Consider the following 16893-nt stretch of genomic DNA (forward strand, 5'->3'; position numbering starts at 1 on the left):
GCGGCTCCCGGGCCGGGTGGTGCGGGGCGCCGTACCGCCTCACACCACCTGCTCCCGGGCCTGCTGCGCGGCCACCAGCACCGTCCGCGACTGATGCTCGACCTGGTTTTCCAGCGGCACCCAGCGGGCCCTGAAACGCGTCGCGAAGGCGTCGCACCACAGCGCCACGAGCTGTTCCAGCCGCGGTGCGGCGCTGTCGTCCGCCTCCCGCAGCACCCGGAGCAGCATCGCCGCCGCCCGCAGCGGCAGCCGCCGTCCGAAGGCGTCCACGCTGCCCACGTACGCCATCGTCGTGGCGGCCGGCGGGGTGTGCACCCAGTCCTCGGCGAGACCCGGGATCAGCTCCAGCGCCCAGCGCGCGGCCCGCAGCAGCGGCCCGTCCGCGCCGTCCAGCCGGGGCAGTGCCTCGGCGAGCACCCCCTCCACCTCCAGCGAGTCCCGCAGCAGCCGCCGGGCCAGCCGGCGCATGGCGGCCGCGGGCGCCGGGTGCGGCGCCGGGTCGTCCACCAGGTCGCTCGCCCACATCGGCACCTCCACCACGGCCGTCAGACCGCCGTGGCGGTGCGCGTGGTACCAGGTGCTGTGCCGCGCGTCGTCGGGCATGCTCGGGTAGGCGACGCCCGACTCCGGGCCGGGCATCACATGCACCCCGGGCCCGGAGGCCGGCCAGCCCGCCGCGTCGGAGGCGCCGGTCTCCACCGGGATGTGCAGCTGGGCCGCGGACTTCGCGAACGGTTCGGCGAGACCCGGCACGTCGCGCGTCAACTGCACCCAGCTGCCGCCCAGATCGGTGCCGTGCAGCGTCACCTGGAGGTACGGGCGCACCTCGTCGATCACCCCGGTCAGGGCCACCGTCTCGGGGGGCAGCCGGTCCGGCGGCAGCACCGACGGCGACCACTCCGGCTGCTCCGCGCCCGTGGGCCGGTAGAAGCCGAGGTGGTAGTCGAAGAGGCTGCGCGGCGCCGGGGTCACGTGCAGGCTCGCCCCGTCCGGGTCCGCGCACAGCAGGAAGTGCCAGGACGTGCCCGATCGCAACTCGCGCTCCGCCAGGACCCGTTCCGCCAGCGCCTGCAGAGTGGAGCCGCCCGCCGGCTCGTTGGCGTGCGCACCGGCGACGACCAGCACCGCGCGCTCGGCGTGCCCCATCGACAGCAGGTGCAGGGGTCTGCCCGCGCGCGAGCTGCCCACCTGCCGCAGCGTGCACAGCCCGGGCTCCTGAGCGGCCAACGCTCGTGCCCGGGCCACCAGTTCGGGAACGCTGGGGTAGCGCAGCTCCGGCAGGAGACTCACCCCCGACTTGTTTCCGCCCGGCTTCGCACTCCAAGTCCCGCACGGGATGAGTGAACTGTCAAGCACGCGACGGGGCGGGAGCCGGGGGCGCCCGGACGCAGTCACCCGGCGGCCGTCCGGGCCCGCACTCCGCCGGAACGGCGCTGGTGCGGGCCGCGTCCGGCCGACGTACGCCTCAGCTGCCGGGGACCCGCTCCAGCAGCACCGCGGGACGGTGCTCGAACAGGTCCGCCACGCGCGCGTCGCCGGTGAACTCCCGGTCCGGGGCGAGGACGTCGGTCCACCGTCCGGGCGGCAGCGGCAGCCGGGTCTCCCGCCAGCCTCCGGCCTCCGCGAGCCGCAGCGAGAGCCGGGTCACCGCCGTGACCGCCTCGCCCGAGCGCGTGAACGCCACGCAGTGCTCCGCCGCGGGCCCCTCGGCGGCCAGCGGCGCGTACCCCGCCGCCGTGCCGAAGACGTCCGGCCGCCGCGCCCGCAGCCGCAGCGCGGCCACGGTCAGCGCGTCCTTCTCGCCGGGCACCTCGGGCGGGAACGGCACGGGCCGCCGGTTGTCCGGGTCCACCAGCGCCCGGTACTCGCCCTCCGTGCCCTGGTACAGGTCCGGCACGCCCGGCATCGTCAGATGGACCAGCGCGGTGCCGAGGACGTTGGACCGGACGTGCGGCTCCAGGACCTTGCGGAAGGCGGCCACGCGCTCACCGGGCGGCCCGCAGGGGCCGGCGGCGACGAAGGCCGCCACCGCGTCCTCGTACGGCGGTTCCTGCTCCGTCCAGCTGGTGTACATCCCCGCCTCGCGCACATGCTTCAGCAGCGCCTCACGGATCCGCTCCTCCTCGGCCGGACCCAGCCCGAACACCGTCTGCCAGGCCGCCCAGGCCAGCTGCCCGTCCGGCGCCCCCTCCTCGGCCCGCGTCACCTCGGCGAGCAGCTCGGCCCACCGCACGGGGCACTCGCTGAGCACGGCCAGTGCCGCCCGGACGTCGGCGCTGCGCTTGGTGTCGTGCGTGGAGACCACCGTTGCGGTGTCCGGCCAGTCGCGCTGCACGCGCGCGCAGTACGCGTGGAAGTCCTCCGGGTCCACGCCGGGAGCGCCGGGGTCGCCGCCCACCTCGGTCGCCGACAGCAGTGGCACGTACCGGTAGAAGGCCGTGTCCTCGACGGACTTGGCGCGCAACGCGGACGCGGTCTGCGCGAACCGTGTGCGGAACTCCACCCGGTCGGCGTGGTCCGCGGCGGACTCGTCGCCGAGCGGATCCACCAGGAGCCGCCGCACGATGCCGACGGCCTCCGCCTCCTCGGGCACCACGAAGGCCAGCCGGGCCTCCTCGGCGGCCTCCTCCGTGACGACGGCGGAGGCGTCACCGCGGGCGTAGGGCCGGTAGACCCGCATCCGGACCAGCAACTCCTCCAGGGCCGTCCGCAGCGCCCACGGGGCCCGGTCGCGCAGCGACAGGTCCGGCGAGGCCGCGCACAGCCGTACCGCCACCCGGGTGAGCCGCTCGGTCTCCGTGGCCAGCTCGTGCGTGAGGACCTTGTAGGCGGCCCGCCGTACCGTGGCGTCCCAGTTGCCGCCGCGGTCCGTCTGCGGGGCGGCGAACGCCCGGTACCGGCCCAGCAGCTCGTGGGCCCCCGTCCGGTCCGTGAACAGCCCGTCGACCTGGCGCAGGGCGTCGTAGCCCGTGGTGCCCGCGACCGGCCAGGAGGCCGGCAGGTGCTCGCCGTCGGCGAGGATCTTCTCCACGACCGTCCAGCGGCCGCCGGTCGCCTCGTGCAGCCGCGCCAGATAGGCGTCGGGGTCGGCCAGCCCGTCGGGGTGGTCGACCCGCAGTCCGTCGACCACCCCCTCCGCCAGCAGCTGCAGGATCTTGGCGTGGGTGGCGCCGAACACCTCCGGGTCCTCCACGCGCACCCCGATCAGCTCCGAGATGCTGAAGAACCGCCGGTAGTTCAGCTCGGTGCGGGCCAGCCGCCACCACACCGGCCGGTACCACTGGGCGTCCAGGAGCCGCGGCAGCGGCAGGCCCTCGGTGCCCGCGCGGAGCGGGAAGGCGTGGTCGTGGTAGCGCAGCACGTCGCCGTCGGCCACGAGGTGTTCGAGCTGTGAGCCGACCGGGCCGCCGAGCACGGGCAGCAGCACCCGCCCTCCCTGGGCGTCCCAGTCGATGTCGAACCAGCGCGCGTACGGTGACTCGGGCCCCTCGCGCAGCACCTCCCACAGGGCCCGGTTGTGCCGGGGCGCCATCGCCATGTGGTTCGGCACGATGTCCACGACCAGGCCGAGGCCGTGCTCCCGCGCGGTCGCGGAGAGCGCGCGCAGCCCCTCCTCCCCGCCGAGTTCCTCGCGCACGCGCGCGGGGTCGACGACGTCGTAGCCGTGGGGGGAGCCCGGTACGGCCTCCAGGACGGGGGAGAGGTGCAGGTGCGAGACGCCGAGCGACGCCAGGTACGGTACGGCCGCCGCCGCGGCGGCGAACGGGAACGCGGGCTGGAGCTGCAGCCGGTAGGTGGCCGTGGGCACTGCGGGTCCGGGGCGCGCAGAAGTCATGGGAACCTACGTACCCAGACTGCCGTCTTTCGTGTCATCCACCCCTGCCCGGACCCACGCGCGCGTGCCTAGCTTCGAACGATGGGAACGTCACGGACGGGTTCGCCGAGTGGTGCCGCGACCGGGATCACGGGCCGGCGCCGCACCCGGGACACCTACCGGCGGGTGATCGGCCTGACGGGCCCGCTGCTGCCCTGCGTGTCGTTCCTGGGGCGGCTGCCGACGGCCACCGTCCAGTTCGGCAGCGTGCTGCTCGTCGCCCGCACCAGCGGCTCCCTGTCGGCCGCGGGGCTGACCGGCGGGGCGCTGGCGCTCGGCCAGGTGGCCTGCGGCCCGCTGGTGGGGCGGCTCGCGGACCGGCACGGGCAGCGGGCGGTGGTCCTCGCGTTCTCGCTCGCCAACGCGCTCGCCGTGGCGGCCCTCGTCCTCGGGGCGCTCGCCGGGCCGCCCACGGCCGTCCTGGCCCTGCTGGGGGCGACGGCGGGCGCCACCGTGCCGCTCGTCGGCCCGCTGGCCCGCACCCGCCTGGTGGCCCTCGCCCACCGCTCCGGTGCCTGCGAGGACACCGTCGGTGCCGCCCTGTCCTTCGAGAGCACCCTGGACGAGATGTCGTTCGTCCTCGGCCCGGCCCTGGTCGGGGTCGCCGCCGTCCTGGCCCACCCGGCGTACGCCCTGGCCGGCGCGGCCCTGCTGGTCGCCGTCTGCGGCAGCGCCTTCGCCCTGCACCCGACCGCCCGGGTCACCGCGCCGGCCGGCGCGCCCGCGCCCGCGTGCCGTCACCCCGGCCGCGCGCGTACCGCCGCGGCCGCCCCCATGCCCCGCTCCGTCCACGCCCTGCGGGCCGCCCTCGCCCTCCAGGGGGCCATGTTCGGTGCCTGCCAGGCGGGGATCACCGCGCTCACGGCCCGGCTCGGGCAGGAGGACCAGGCCGGGCTCGTGTACGCCGCCATGGGAGTGATGAGCGCGGTCGCGGGGCTCGCCATGGCCGCCGTACCGGCACGCTTCGGGCTGCGCACACGGTGGCGGACGGCGACCGGGGCCGCCTTCGTGCTGTCGCTGCCGCTGCTGGGCACGGACGGCATGGCCGGGCTGTACGCGGTCGTCACCGTGCTCGGGGTGGCCTACGCCCCGCACCTCGTCACGGTCTTCGGGCTGACCGAGCGGGCGGTGCCGCCGTCCCGGCTGTCCGAGGCGATGGCGTTCGCCACCAGCTCCCTCGTCGGCGGGCAGGCCCTCGCGATCGCGCTCACCGGCCGCCTCGCCGACTCCTACGGCCCGCCGGCGGCGTTCGCCGCGGCGAGCACCGCAGCGGCCCTCGCCTGCGCCCTGGCCCTGACGTCCCGCCCGGAGCCACACCGACGGCTCCCCTAGGCGCACGCCGGACGCCCACCGTCTCCGCGAGGGCGCCGTCACCGGGACCGCCGGACGGCGCGGGGCCGGCGCGTGACACCGCCGGCCCCGCGCCCCGGCTACGCCGGTCGCCGGAGCACCGTCAGGCTGCGGTCCGCCAGGGTGAGGCGGTCGCCGGCCGCGACCTTCGCGGCCGGGTCGTCCGGCACCCCCTCCGGGCGCGCCGTGTCGACGACCACCTGCCACTGCCGGCCGTGGTCGACCGGCACCAGGAAGTCCAGCGGCTCCGGGGAGGCGTTGAACATCAGCAGGAACGAGTCGTCGCCGATCCGCTCCCCGCGCGTGCCGGGCTCGGAGATGGCGTTGCCGTTGAGGAACACCGTCAGCGCGGACGCCGGCGCCGAGTCCCAGTCCTGCTGGGTCATCTCGCTGCCCTCGGGGGTGAACCAGGCGATGTCGGACAGGTCGTCGTGCGTGCCCTCCACCGGGCGCCCGTGGAAGAAGCGGCGCCGGCGCAGAACCGGGTGGTTCCGCCGCAGCCACACCATCGCGCGCGTGAACTCCAGGAGGCCCTTGTCGTCCTCGGGCCACCGCAACCAGGACACCTCGTTGTCCTGGCAGTAGGCGTTGTTGTTGCCGCTCTGGGTGCGGGCGAACTCGTCGCCGTGGCTGATCATCGGCACGCCCTGGGACAGCATCAGCGTGGCGACGAAGTTCCGCATCTGACGGGCGCGCAGCCCCAGCACCTCGGGGTCGTCGGTGTCTCCCTCCGTCCCGCAGTTCCAGGACCGGTTGTGGCTCTCGCCGTCCCGGTTGTCCTCCCCGTTCGCCTGGTTGTGCTTGTCGTTGTACGAGACGAGGTCGTGCAGCGTGAAGCCGTCGTGGCAGGTGACGAAGTTGATGGAGGCCAGCGGACGGCGGCCGTCGTCCTGGTAGAGGTCGGAGGAGCCGGTCAGCCGGGAGGCGAACTCCGCCAGCGCCCGCGGCTCGCCCCGCCACAGGTCCCGGACCGTGTCCCGGTACTTCCCGTTCCACTCGGTCCACAGCGGCGGGAAGTTGCCCACCTGGTAGCCGCCCTCGCCGACGTCCCAGGGCTCTGCGATCAGCTTCACCTGGGAGACCACCGGGTCCTGCTGCACCAGGTCGAAGAACGACGACAGCCGGTCCACCTCGTGGAACTGCCGGGCCAGCGTGGCCGCGAGGTCGAAGCGGAAGCCGTCGACGTGCATCTCGGTCACCCAGTACCGCAGCGAGTCCATGATCAGCTGGAGCACGTGCGGGGACCGCATGAGCAGCGAGTTGCCGGTGCCCGTGGTGTCCATGTAATAGCGCGGATCGTCGGTGAGCCGGTAGTACGACGGGTTGTCGATGCCCTTGAAGGACAGCGTCGGGCCGAGATGGTTGCCCTCCGCCGTGTGGTTGTAGACGACGTCCAGGATGACCTCGATGCCGGCCTCGTGCAGCGCCCGCACCGCCGACTTGAACTCCAGCACCTGCTGGCCGCGGTCGCCCCAGGAGGCGTACGCGTTGTGCGGGGCGAAGAAACCGATCGTGTTGTAGCCCCAGTAGTTGTTCAGGCCCATGTCGACCAGCCGGTGGTCGTTCACGAACTGGTGCACCGGCATCAGTTCGAGCGCCGTCACACCCAACCGGGTCAGGTGCTCTATGACCGCCGGGTGGGCGAGCCCCGCATACGTCCCGCGCAGCTCCTCCGGCAGCTCCGGGTGGCGCATGGTGAGACCCTTCACATGGGCCTCGTAGATCACCGTGTGGTGGTACTCGGTGCGCGGGGGCCGGTCGTCGCCCCAGTCGAAGTACGGGTTGATCACCACCGAGGCCATGGTGTGCGGCGCCGAGTCCAGGTCGTTGCGCCGCTCGGGCGCGCCGAAGTGGTAGCCGTACACCTCCTCGCCCCACCGGACCGAGCCACTGACCGCCTTCGCGTACGGGTCCAGCAGCAGCTTCGCCGAGTTGCAGCGCAGCCCGCGCCCGGGGTCGTACGGGCCGTGCACCCTGAACCCGTACCGCTGCCCCGGCATCACGCCCGGCAGGTACGCGTGCCGCACGAACGCGTCGCTCTCGCGCAGTTCCACCGCCGTCTCCGAGCCGTCGTCGTGCAGCAGACACAGCTCTACTCGGTCCGCGGCCTCCGTGAAGACCGCGAAGTTGGTTCCGGCGCCGTCGTACGTGGCGCCGAGCGGATACGCCTCTCCAGGCCAGACCTGCATGGATACGACTCTCCCAGGTGTGCCGCCCCCCTGGGGCCGCGTTGGCTTCCGAGTCTCCCCGAAAGTGACGGAACCTCCGGTGCCTTGCCTCCCTCTTACCCACCGACCAGTGCCTGCGGTGGTTCCTGTACCCGCCGTGGGCCGAACCAGTGGGGCACACATACTCCCGGGATCACGGGGAGTAGGGGGAAAACGTGCGCGAGACAGTGCACCGCCATCTGGGAAAGGTGATGGCCGGAGCGGCCCTCGCGGCGGTGGGGACCGCCGCGATGGTCGCGATCACCCTGCCGGGCACGGCAGGGGCCGACGAGACGGGAGGGAACGACGGCGGCACGAACACGGTGCGGAGCGCCCAGGGCCAGGGGGCGGTGCCGCCCGGTGTCGTGGAGCGGGCGCCCGCGGAGGAGAGCAGGGGCACGGGCCGGGACCCGCTGACCGACGACGAGATCCGGCGCGTCGAGCGGATCGCCCTGGACCGGCGGCTGCTGGGCTCGGCCGAGGACGTCGACGGGGGCCGTGGCCCGCAGCGGCTGAGCGTCGACCTCGCCGAACCGGACGACGGCGAGGCGGACGACCCGCGTGCGCCCCGGCGGGCCGACGTGACGTTCTACGACTACCGGGACGACACCCTCATCACCAGGACCGTCGACCTGGACACCGGGAAGGTCGAGGCGACCGCCACCAGGCGGGGCGTCCAGCCGCCGCTGAGCCGGGCCGAGAACACCGAGGCGGCGCGGCTCCTGATCGCCGACCCGCTCGGCGCCGGCCTGAAGGCCGACTACAAGGACGCCACGGACCGGGAACTCACCTCCCCGGACCAGCTGCTGCTGAGCGGCGGTGTCTACCGGGCCGCGCCGGGCGCCCAGCCGGCGGCTCTCGACCGGTGCGGAGTGCACCGCTGCGTACGGCTGTTCACCAAGGTCAGGAACGGGCCGTGGATCGACACGAGGTCCCTCGTGATCGATCTGAGCACCCACAAGGTCGCCGCCCTCGGACGCAGCTGACCGCCGTCACCTCACACCCGGCAACTCCGGCAAGGGAGTCATCTCGTCATGCCCGAGCACAGAATCAGCCGCACCACCCGGCGCAGGGCGGCCGCGGCCGGACTGGCGCTGGCCGCGCTCGCCGCCGGTGCGACGACCGCCGCGGGACCGGCCGCCGCGCAGCCGCGCGCGGCCGCCCCGGCAGCCGCCGACTGCGGCGCCGCCCACCGGATCGAGCAGAAGCTCACGAGCGGCACCACCTGGCGCATGTGCTGGCGCTACGACAGCATGGCCGGGCTCGTCCTGGAGCGGATCACCTACCAGCCCAAGGGCGAACCGAAGCCGGTCAAGGTCCTCAACAGCGCCCGGCTCGCCCAGATCCACGTCCCGTACGACGACGGCTCGCACGAGTACGACGACCTCACGGGCGAGAACTTCGCCCAGGGACTGATGGACCTGGCACCGGGCGAGTGCCCCGGCGGCACCATCAAGACCGTCAAGGTGCCCGACGGCGACCCGACCCACCCGAACGTCAAGGGTCTGTGCACCACCACCCGTTCGCGCGGTCACGCGTACCGGATGCAGGACGTCCTCAGCACGAACAAGCTCTACCAGGCCCAGGGCAAGGACTTCCTCGTCTACACCGTCAACCAGGTCGGGTGGTACGAGTACATCACCGAGTGGCGCTTCCAGGACGACGGCACCGTCGGCATGAACGTCGGCGCGACCGGCAGCCTCTCGTGGGACGACTACAACGCCCAGGACGGCCGCGGCTGGCCCCTGGGCAAGGGCGCCAAGGACTACGCCACGAGCCACAGCCACAACGTCTTCTGGCGGCTCGACTTCGGTCTCGACGGCTCCTCCGCGTCGAAGATCGAGCAGTACGACTCGGCCGTCAGCCCGCCGGCCGGCCGGCAGGAGGGCCCGACCACCAGGACCACCCGCACCAGGGTCACCAAGGAACTCACCGGCGACCACAAGAACTACCGCTGGTGGCGTGTGGTCAGTGCCACCGGCAAGAACAAGGACGGGCACGCCCGTTCGTACGAGATCGTGCCCGGGCCCTCCACCGAGTACGCGGGCCGCAGCTTCACCAAGCACGATCTGTACGTCACCCAGTACGACAAGTGCGAGCTGTTCGCCAGCAACAACCCCAAGTGCGGGCAGGGTCACCCCACGTCCGTCGACAAGTGGGCCGACGGCCGGACCACCCTGACCCACCCGGTGGTCTGGATGAACATCGGCTTCCACCACATCGCGCGGGACGAGGACCAGCAGCCCATGCCCGTGCACTGGCAGGGCTTCGCCATCGCCCCGCGGGACGTCACGGCTATGAATCCGCTCACTCCGCGTGACCTGGCATGGCAGAACGGCCATTGGAAACCGCGTAGTTGAGAGAAGCACTTGCGAAACCGACCTGTCCATCCGGCTGCACCGCCGACCGCTCGCGGAGTACCCTTCCTTGATCGTTGAGACGGGAAAGGCCCGGGGGATCGGAAGGCGGTGCACGGGTGGGCTCGGGAGGGCTGGAGCTGCCCCCTGGTGGCGAGGGTCACGAGGGGAACTCCGCAGACGTCCCGCCCGGCGCGGTGTCCCTGGCCCGCCCGATGGACGCGGGAACCATCGGGCCGGAGCTGGACTGGGACGCCGACGCCTGGCGCGAGGTACGCACCCGCGCCCAGCGGGCCGGCCGGGCCTACATCTGGCTGAACCTCGTCGAGCAGCGGCTGCGCGCCGTCGTGGCCGCGGTCCTGCGTCCCGTCTACGAACCCGTCCACGGCGACGACTGGGTGGTGGCCGCGGCGGGCCCGGCCGGACAGGAATGGGTGCAGCGAGCCGTCGCGGTGCGTGAAGTCAGCCGCCGCAAGGGCTACTTGCTCGACCCCGCGGACGACAATGTGCTCAGCTTCCTCACCCTGCCCCAACTGCGCGAACTCATGGTGCAGCACTGGCCCTGCTTCGAACCGTACTTCGACGAACGCCGGGACCTCGAACTCGCCCTGGACGAGTTGGAGGTGACCCGCAACGTCGTCTCCCGCAACCGGGCTCTGTCCGAGGCGGTCCTCGGCCAGGCCGAGCGGGCCTCGGCCCGGCTGCTGGAGATGCTCGGCTCGGCCGGTGACGTGCCCTCCGCGCGGCGGCTGCCCGTGGACGCGGTGGAGGACCTGGTGGGCGACCGGTACGCCGACGTCGTCGCCGTCCACGCCGACCGGGTGCGGCTGCTGCGCCAGTTCCCGGCCGAGGACTTCTTCGGCGGCGCACGCCGGCTCGACGCCATCGGCATCGGGCTCAACCTGCTCGTGCAGAACTTCTCCGGACGCCGGCTCGTCCGGCTCGCGGAAGCCGGCTGCCGGGTGCGGCTGCTCTTCCTCAACCCGGCCTCCAGCTCGGTCAAGCGCCGCGAGCGCGAACTCGGGATGAAACGGGGCGAACTGAGCCGGTCGGTCGAGATGAACATCCTGCACATGCGCCGGGTCCGGTCCCGGCTGCGCGACCCCGGCGCCTTCGAGATCCAGGTCTACGACGAGACGCCCCGCTTCACCGCCTACCTGGTCGACGGGGACGGCGCCGACGGCGTCGCGGTCGTGCAGTCCTATCTGCGGGGAGCGCGCGGGATGGAGTCGCCGGTGCTGGTGCTGCGCAACGGCAGCCGGCTGGTCAAGAAGGACGACGTGGGCGAAGCCGGGCTCTTCCCCACATACCGCGAGGAATTCGAGGTGGCCTGGGCGGATTCGCGCCCGGTGTCCTGAACTGTCCGCGGGGACGGTCGGAAGGCGGTCCCCGGATTGTCAGTGCCGCGTGCGAAGGTGGAGACCACTGGGGGAAAGCACCACCAAGAAGCAAGAAGGGGGGCCGCCGATGGGCTGGCACCGGGAGCTGCTGATCGGCTTCGACCTGGAGACGACCGGGACCGATCCGCGCGAGTCACGCATCGTCACCGGCGCGGTGATCGAGGTCAGGGCCGGTGAGCCCATGGGACGCCGGGAATGGCTCGCCGATCCGGGCGTGGAGATCCCGGCCGACGCGGTCGCCGTGCACGGCATCAGCAACGAACGCGCCTCCGCCGAGGGCCGCCCCGCCGACCAGGTCGCCGAGGCCATCGCCGGCGTCCTGGTCTCCTACTGGAGGACCGGCGTCCCGGTCGTCGCGTACAACGCGGCCTTCGACCTCACCCTGCTCTCCGCCGAACTGCGCCGGCACGGACTGCCGTCCCTCTCCGACCGCCTGGGCGGCGCGCACCCCGGTCCCGTCATCGACCCCTACACCATCGACCGCCGGGTCGACCGCTACCGCCGCGGCAAGCGCAATCTGGAGGCGGTCTGCGCGGAGTACGGCATAGCCCTCGACGCGGCCCACACCGCCTCGGCCGACGCCCTCGCCGCGGCGTGCCTGGCGTCCGCGATAGCCGAACGTCACCCGAAGATCGCCGCCCTGGGCGCCGCGGAACTGCACCGGCAGCAGATCCGGTGGTACGCGGAGTGGGCGGCGGACTTCCAGGACTTCCTGCGCCGCAAGGGGGACGCCACGGCGGTGGTGGACGGGACCTGGCCGCTGCGGGAGCTGGTGGACGAAACCGTCTGACCCGGCCGCACCGGTGCCGCCGGTGGCCGCGGTTCCGGCCGCTCCGCACCGGATTCAGAACGGATACCAGCGCACCGTCTCGTCCCCGTCCCGCAGGGACGCCACCCGGCGGCGGAACTCGGCCGGCGCCTTCGGATTGCTCGGCGCGTGCTGGGCCACCCACGCACAGCTGGCCGTCTCCCGGGCGCCCCGCAGCACCGCGCAGCCCTCCCACTCCCGCACGTCCCACCCGTACGCCTCGGTGAAGGAGTCGTACGCCTCGGCCGGCAGTCCGTACCGGTCGCGGGAGAGGGCCATCACCACCAGGTCGTGCTCGCGCAGATCGGCGGAGAAGGTCTCCAGGTCGACCAGGACCGGCCCGTCCGGGCCGATGTGCACGTTGCGCGGCAGCGCGTCGCCGTGGATCGGCCCCGGCGTCAGACGCGGTGTCAGGGCGGCCGCGGCAGCCGCGAAACCGTCCCGGCGCGCCCGGAGGTAGGCCGCGTCCGCGGGGTCGATCGCGTCTCCCGCCAGCCGCAGCCAGCGCTCCACACCGCCCAGCAGCTCCCGCGGCGGCAGCGCGAAGGGCGGCGCGTCCAGCGCGTGCACGATCCGCAGCAGCCGCGCCAGATCGCTCGGCTCGGCCGGGCGTACGGCGTCGGGCAGCCGGTGCCACACGGTCACCGGGTGCCCCTGGACCAGCCGCGGCTTCGGCTCGGCCGCCCGTACCGCCGGGACCTGCGCCCCGGCGAGCCAGCCGGCGATGTCCAGCTCGCGCCGGGCCCGCTCCAGCAGCTCGGCGTCCCGGCCGACCTTCACCACCAGGTCGCCGGCGGCGAACACCGCGTTCTCGCCGAGGGCGAGGAGCCGCGCGTCCCGGGCCCGGCCCGGGACGACTCCCGCCGCGTCCAGTACGTCCCGCGCCCGCGCCTCGTCCATCGTCGTGCCTCCGTGCCGTCTGCCCGTGCGGTCCGTGGGCCCACCGGGCGTGCCGGGTGCGGGCCGTTCCGGCCAGTCTCGCATCCGCACAGGTCGGCCCATGTGCGCGCCCCGGGAGGACGGCAGTACCGAAAATCGATTAGACGAGACGGTTCGTCTCGCGTACGGTCCTGCACATGACCGCGAAGACCGTCACCCCCGCCCACATCGCCATGTTCTCCATCGCCGCCCACGGCCATGTGAACCCCAGCCTGGAGGTGATCCGCGAACTCGTCGCCCGGGGGCACCGCGTGACCTACGCCGTCCCGCCGGTGTTCGCCGACAAGGTGGCCGCCACGGGGGCCCGGCCCGTGCCCTACACCTCCACCCTGCCCGGCCCCGACGCCGATCCCGAGGTCTGGGGGAGCACCCTGCTCGACAACGTGGAGCCGTTCCTGGACGACGCGATCCAGGCGCTTCCGCAGCTCGTTGACGCCTATGCCGGCGACGAACCCGACCTCGTCCTGCACGACATCGCCTCCTACCCGGCCCGCGTCCTCGCCCGTCGCTGGGGCGTCCCCGCGGTGTCCCTGTCCCCGAACCTGGTCGCCTGGGAGGGTTACGAGGAGGAGGTCGCCGAACCGATGTGGGCCGAGCCGAGGAAGACCGCACGCGGGCGGGCCTACTACGCGCGGTTCGAGGCATGGCTGACGGAGAACGGGATCAGCGAGCACCCGGACCCGTTCACCGGCCGCCCGGCACGCTCCCTGGTGCTCATCCCGAAGGCGCTGCAGCCGCACGCCGACCGTGTCGACGAACGCGTCCACAGCTTCGTCGGCGCCTGCCAGGGTGACCGGGCCGAGCAGGGCGACTGGCAGCGGCCCGCGGGCGCCGAGAAGGTCGTCCTGGTCTCCCTCGGCTCGGCCTTCACCCGGCAGCCCGCCTTCTACCGCAGCTGCGTCCGCGCCTTCGGTGACCTGCCCGGCTGGCACCTGGTCCTGCAGATCGGCGCGCACGTGGACCCGGCCGAGCTGGGCGACGTACCGTCCGGCGTCGAAGTACGCGACTGGGTGCCCCAGTTGGCGATCCTGCGGCAGGCCGACCTGTTCGTCACGCACGCGGGCGCAGGCGGCAGCCAGGAGGGGCTCGCCACCGCCACACCGATGATCGCCGTGCCGCAGGCCGTCGACCAGTTCGGCAACGCCGACATGCTTCAGGCGCTCGGGGTGGCCCGGCGCCTGTCCACCGAGGAGGCCACCGCCGAGCGCCTCCGCGAGACCGCCCTCGCGCTGTTGGACGACCCCGACGTCGCCCGACGTCTGAAGACCATTGGGGCGGAGATGGCCCGGGAGGGCGGCACCCTGCGTGCGGCCGACCTCATCGAGGCCGAACTGCCCACCGCACGCCGGCAGTAGCGCCGGGCGGGCACCCCGTGCCCCGCAACGGGCAGGGCCCGCCGGTTCCTCGGGGAACCGGCGGGCCCTGCGGGGTGGGTGGGATCAGACCGGCAGCCGTTCGCTCTCGCCGCGCACCGGCTCGGCGATCACCTCGGGCGCCTCGTCGTGGGTCAGGTCCGGGAGGCGGTGCAGCCACTTCGGGAAGTACCAGTTGCGCTCGCCGAGCAGTGCCATCACCGCCGGCAGCAGCACCCCGCGGATGACCGTCGCGTCGATCAGGACGGCCGCGGCGAGACCCACGCCCATCTGCTTCATGGACTGCATGGACAGCGTGCCGAAGATCGCGAACACGGCGACCATGATGACCGCGGCGCTGGTGACCACCCCGGCCGTGGTGACCACGCCGTGCCGGATGGCGTCCCGGGTGTCGCGGCCGCGCATCCGGGCCTCGCGGATCCGGGAGACCACGAACACGTGGTAGTCCATGGACAGTCCGAACAGGATCACGAAGAGGAACAGCGGCAGCCAGGTCACGATCGCGCCGACGCCCTCCGCGCCCACCAGTGAGGCGCCCCAGCCGTGCTGGAAGACGGCGACGAGGACGCCGTAGGCGGCCGCCACCGACAGCAGGTTGAGCACGATCGACGTGAGCGCCACGGTCAGCGAGCGGAACGACAGCAGCATCAGCAGGAAGGCGAAGACGACCACGAACGCGAAGACCGGCACCACCGAGCCCATCAGCTGGTCGTTGAAGTCGCTGTTGCCCGCGACCTGTCCGGTGATCGGTGCCTCCACCCCGTCGACCTTGCCGAGGGTCGCGGGCCGTACCTCGTCCCGCAGCTTGTCGAGGCTCTTCGTCGCCCTGTCCATGTCGGAGCCGCCGACCAGCGGCACGGACACCAGCGCCACGTTCTGCGCCTTGTGCAGCTTGATGTCGACCGGGCCGCGCGAGGCACCCGAGGAGATCGCCCGCTCCTTGAAGTCGGCCAGTGCCTGCCGGACTTCCGGTGCGCCGATGTCCTGGGCCCGTACGACGACCTGGGCCGGTTCGCTGCCGCCCGGGAAGGCGTCGTTGACGCGGTTGTAGGTCTGCACCATCGGCAGCGAGTCGCCGAACTCCTGGTCCAGGGTGAGCTGCTGGGTCTTCATGCCGAGCGCGGGTGCCGCGATCGCCAGCAGCGTGCCGCCCGCGACGACGACCGAGACCAGCGGCCTGGCGAGCACGCCCCGCAGCACCGCCGACCAGAACCGGCTCCCGCCGTCGGTGCCCCGCTCCCGGCGCCGCCGGCCCACGAAGGGCAGGCGCCCCTTCTCGACCCGCTCGCCGAGCAGCGACAGCAGCGCCGGCAGCACCGTCACCGACCCGACCATGGCGACCGCCACGACCATCAGCGAGGCGAGCCCCATGGCCTCGAACTCGGCGAGGCCGGTGAACAGCATGCCGGCCATCGCCACGCACACCGTGACACCGGAGACGACGATCGCCCGGCCACTCGTGGCGGCGGCGATCCTGAGGGCCGTGCCCGCGTCCCGCCCGGCGGCCCGCTCCTCGCGCTCGCGCCGCAGGTAGAACAGGCAGTAGTCGACACCGACGGCCATTCCGACCAGCAGCATCACGGAGTTGGCGGTGTCGCTCATCGGCTGGAGGTGGCTGACGATCCCCATCAGCCCCATCGTCGCCATGATCGCGGTGATCGCGAGCGCCACCGGCAGCAGCGCGGCCACCAGGGCACCGAAGGCGATCAGCAGGATGCCGAGGGCCACCGGCACGGCCGAGTACTCGGCCTGCTGGAAGTCGTCCCCGAAGGCGTCCTTGTACTGCTTCTGCATGCTGGCGCCGCCGATCTCCTCGATCCGCAGCGAGCCGTGGTCCTTCTGCACCCCGGCGACGGCGTTCAGCACCGGCTCGATCCGGTCGGCGGCCGTCTTCGCGTCACCGCGCAGATCGAACTGCACCAGCGCGCTGCGGCCGTCCCGGGAGATGGTGTGCGCGTCGTACGGCGAGGTCACACCGGTCACCTTGCCGGTGCCGCGCACCGCGTCGACGACATCGGCGACGGCGGCCCGGAACTCGCCGCTCGTGGCCTCGACGGAGCCGCCCTTCGACTGGATGAGCACGGTCTCACCGGCCGGCTCCTCGATCCCCGCGTCCTCGATGATGCGGGCCGCGGTGTGCGTCTCTCCCTTGAGCTGGTCGCTCTCGTCCACGTCGACCCGACCCGCCGCCGAGCCGAGCCCCATCGCCAGGACCACGAACAGCACCCATATGCCGACGGCGGCCCAGCGGTGCCGCGCGCTCCAGCCGCCGGCGCGGGCGGCCAGCCCCCGCACCTCTGTCTTCCCCATGACGGGTATGCCCCCTCGTGTGCGGTGGCGACCCCCTGCCGCCACTTCCGTGCTTTCTCCGTTCGACGGTATGGGCCCTGCGGGCGCGTCTCGTCGTGCTGCCCGGTGAGCTGCGGCGGCCCCGGCTCACCGCTGGGGAGGACGACGGGCCCTTACATCTATCGGGGATCCACCGGTACGAGGCTCAGGGGTGCCGCGTCTCGAGTGCGCGCGACGGTGTCCGATCCGCCACCAAGATCCACTTTGTGATTACGAAACCTTGTTGAACAAGTCAC

At 73.1% G+C, this 16893-nt stretch carries 10 protein-coding genes and 1 pseudogene; 6 read left to right on the top strand and 5 right to left on the bottom strand.

Annotated features, from left to right (window positions below):
- Positions 1-39 precede the first annotated feature (39 nt).
- Positions 40-1290 carry a M14 family zinc carboxypeptidase gene (locus ACF08B_RS13790; RefSeq protein ID WP_392317513.1) on the bottom strand — a complete coding sequence of 417 codons (1251 nt, stop codon included), beginning with the start codon at positions 1288-1290 and terminating at the stop codon, positions 40-42.
- 175 nt (positions 1291-1465) lie between these two features.
- A complete protein-coding gene (gene treY / locus ACF08B_RS13795; protein WP_392317514.1) occupies positions 1466-3835 on the bottom strand; it encodes a malto-oligosyltrehalose synthase in 2370 nt (789 codons plus the stop codon).
- 81 nt (positions 3836-3916) lie between these two features.
- On the opposite strand from treY, the gene ACF08B_RS13800 reads away from it, so the two are divergent.
- Positions 3917-5206 (top strand): MFS transporter, encoded by a 1290-nt coding sequence (locus ACF08B_RS13800; RefSeq protein ID WP_392317515.1) that lies wholly within the window; start codon positions 3917-3919, stop codon positions 5204-5206.
- 98 nt (positions 5207-5304) lie between these two features.
- Here the strand turns inward: ACF08B_RS13800 and glgX are convergent, their stop codons facing one another.
- Positions 5305-7413: a glycogen debranching protein GlgX gene (gene glgX, locus ACF08B_RS13805; RefSeq protein WP_392317516.1), complete on the bottom strand. Its 2109-nt coding sequence runs from the start codon at positions 7411-7413 to the stop codon at positions 5305-5307.
- A gap of 194 nt (positions 7414-7607) precedes the next feature.
- On the opposite strand from glgX, the gene ACF08B_RS13810 reads away from it, so the two are divergent.
- The 4 genes from ACF08B_RS13810 (at position 7608) to ACF08B_RS13825 (ending at position 11978) form a co-directional block, all read left to right on the top strand.
- A complete protein-coding gene (locus tag ACF08B_RS13810) occupies positions 7608-8417 on the top strand; it encodes a Tat pathway signal sequence domain protein (RefSeq protein ID WP_392317517.1) in 810 nt (269 codons plus the stop codon).
- Between the two features lie 48 nt (positions 8418-8465).
- Complete coding sequence (locus ACF08B_RS13815; protein ID WP_392317518.1) at positions 8466-9791, top strand: copper amine oxidase; 1326 nt, start codon at positions 8466-8468, stop codon at positions 9789-9791.
- A gap of 116 nt (positions 9792-9907) precedes the next feature.
- Positions 9908-11146 carry an SAV2148 family HEPN domain-containing protein gene (locus ACF08B_RS13820; protein ID WP_392317519.1) on the top strand — a complete coding sequence of 413 codons (1239 nt, stop codon included), beginning with the start codon at positions 9908-9910 and terminating at the stop codon, positions 11144-11146.
- 109 nt (positions 11147-11255) lie between these two features.
- Positions 11256-11978, top strand: a complete 723-nt coding sequence (locus ACF08B_RS13825) for a 3'-5' exonuclease (protein ID WP_392317520.1) — start codon at positions 11256-11258, stop codon at positions 11976-11978.
- A gap of 54 nt (positions 11979-12032) precedes the next feature.
- Here the strand turns inward: ACF08B_RS13825 and ACF08B_RS13830 are convergent, their stop codons facing one another.
- Complete coding sequence (locus tag ACF08B_RS13830; RefSeq protein ID WP_392317521.1) at positions 12033-12896, bottom strand: phosphotransferase enzyme family protein; 864 nt, start codon at positions 12894-12896, stop codon at positions 12033-12035.
- A gap of 100 nt (positions 12897-12996) precedes the next feature.
- Here ACF08B_RS13830 and mgt point away from each other — a divergent pair.
- Positions 12997-14290: pseudogene (gene mgt / locus ACF08B_RS13835) on the top strand (macrolide-inactivating glycosyltransferase).
- 84 nt (positions 14291-14374) lie between these two features.
- Here the strand turns inward: mgt and ACF08B_RS13840 are convergent.
- The gene (locus ACF08B_RS13840) at positions 14375-16618 is read right to left on the bottom strand and encodes an MMPL family transporter (protein ID WP_392317522.1); all 2244 of its coding nucleotides are present in this window, start codon (positions 16616-16618) and stop codon (positions 14375-14377) included.
- Between the last annotated feature and the right edge of the window lie 275 nt (positions 16619-16893).

Origin of the sequence: Streptomyces sp. NPDC015139 (assembly GCF_043079785.1) — a bacterium.
GTDB classification, from domain to species: Bacteria; Actinomycetota; Actinomycetes; order Streptomycetales; family Streptomycetaceae; genus Streptomyces; species Streptomyces albidocamelliae.

Coding starts and splice junctions, on each gene's coding strand:
- treY (WP_392317514.1), bottom strand. CDS start 3,835: ATGACTTCTGCGCGCCCCGGACCCGCAGTGCCCACGGCCACCTACCGG.
- ACF08B_RS13840 (WP_392317522.1), bottom strand. CDS start 16,618: ATGGGGAAGACAGAGGTGCGGGGGCTGGCCGCCCGCGCCGGCGGCTGG.
- ACF08B_RS13825 (WP_392317520.1), top strand. CDS start 11,256: ATGGGCTGGCACCGGGAGCTGCTGATCGGCTTCGACCTGGAGACGACC.
- ACF08B_RS13815 (WP_392317518.1), top strand. CDS start 8,466: ATGCCCGAGCACAGAATCAGCCGCACCACCCGGCGCAGGGCGGCCGCG.
- glgX (WP_392317516.1), bottom strand. CDS start 7,413: ATGCAGGTCTGGCCTGGAGAGGCGTATCCGCTCGGCGCCACGTACGAC.
- ACF08B_RS13800 (WP_392317515.1), top strand. CDS start 3,917: ATGGGAACGTCACGGACGGGTTCGCCGAGTGGTGCCGCGACCGGGATC.
- ACF08B_RS13830 (WP_392317521.1), bottom strand. CDS start 12,896: ATGGACGAGGCGCGGGCGCGGGACGTACTGGACGCGGCGGGAGTCGTC.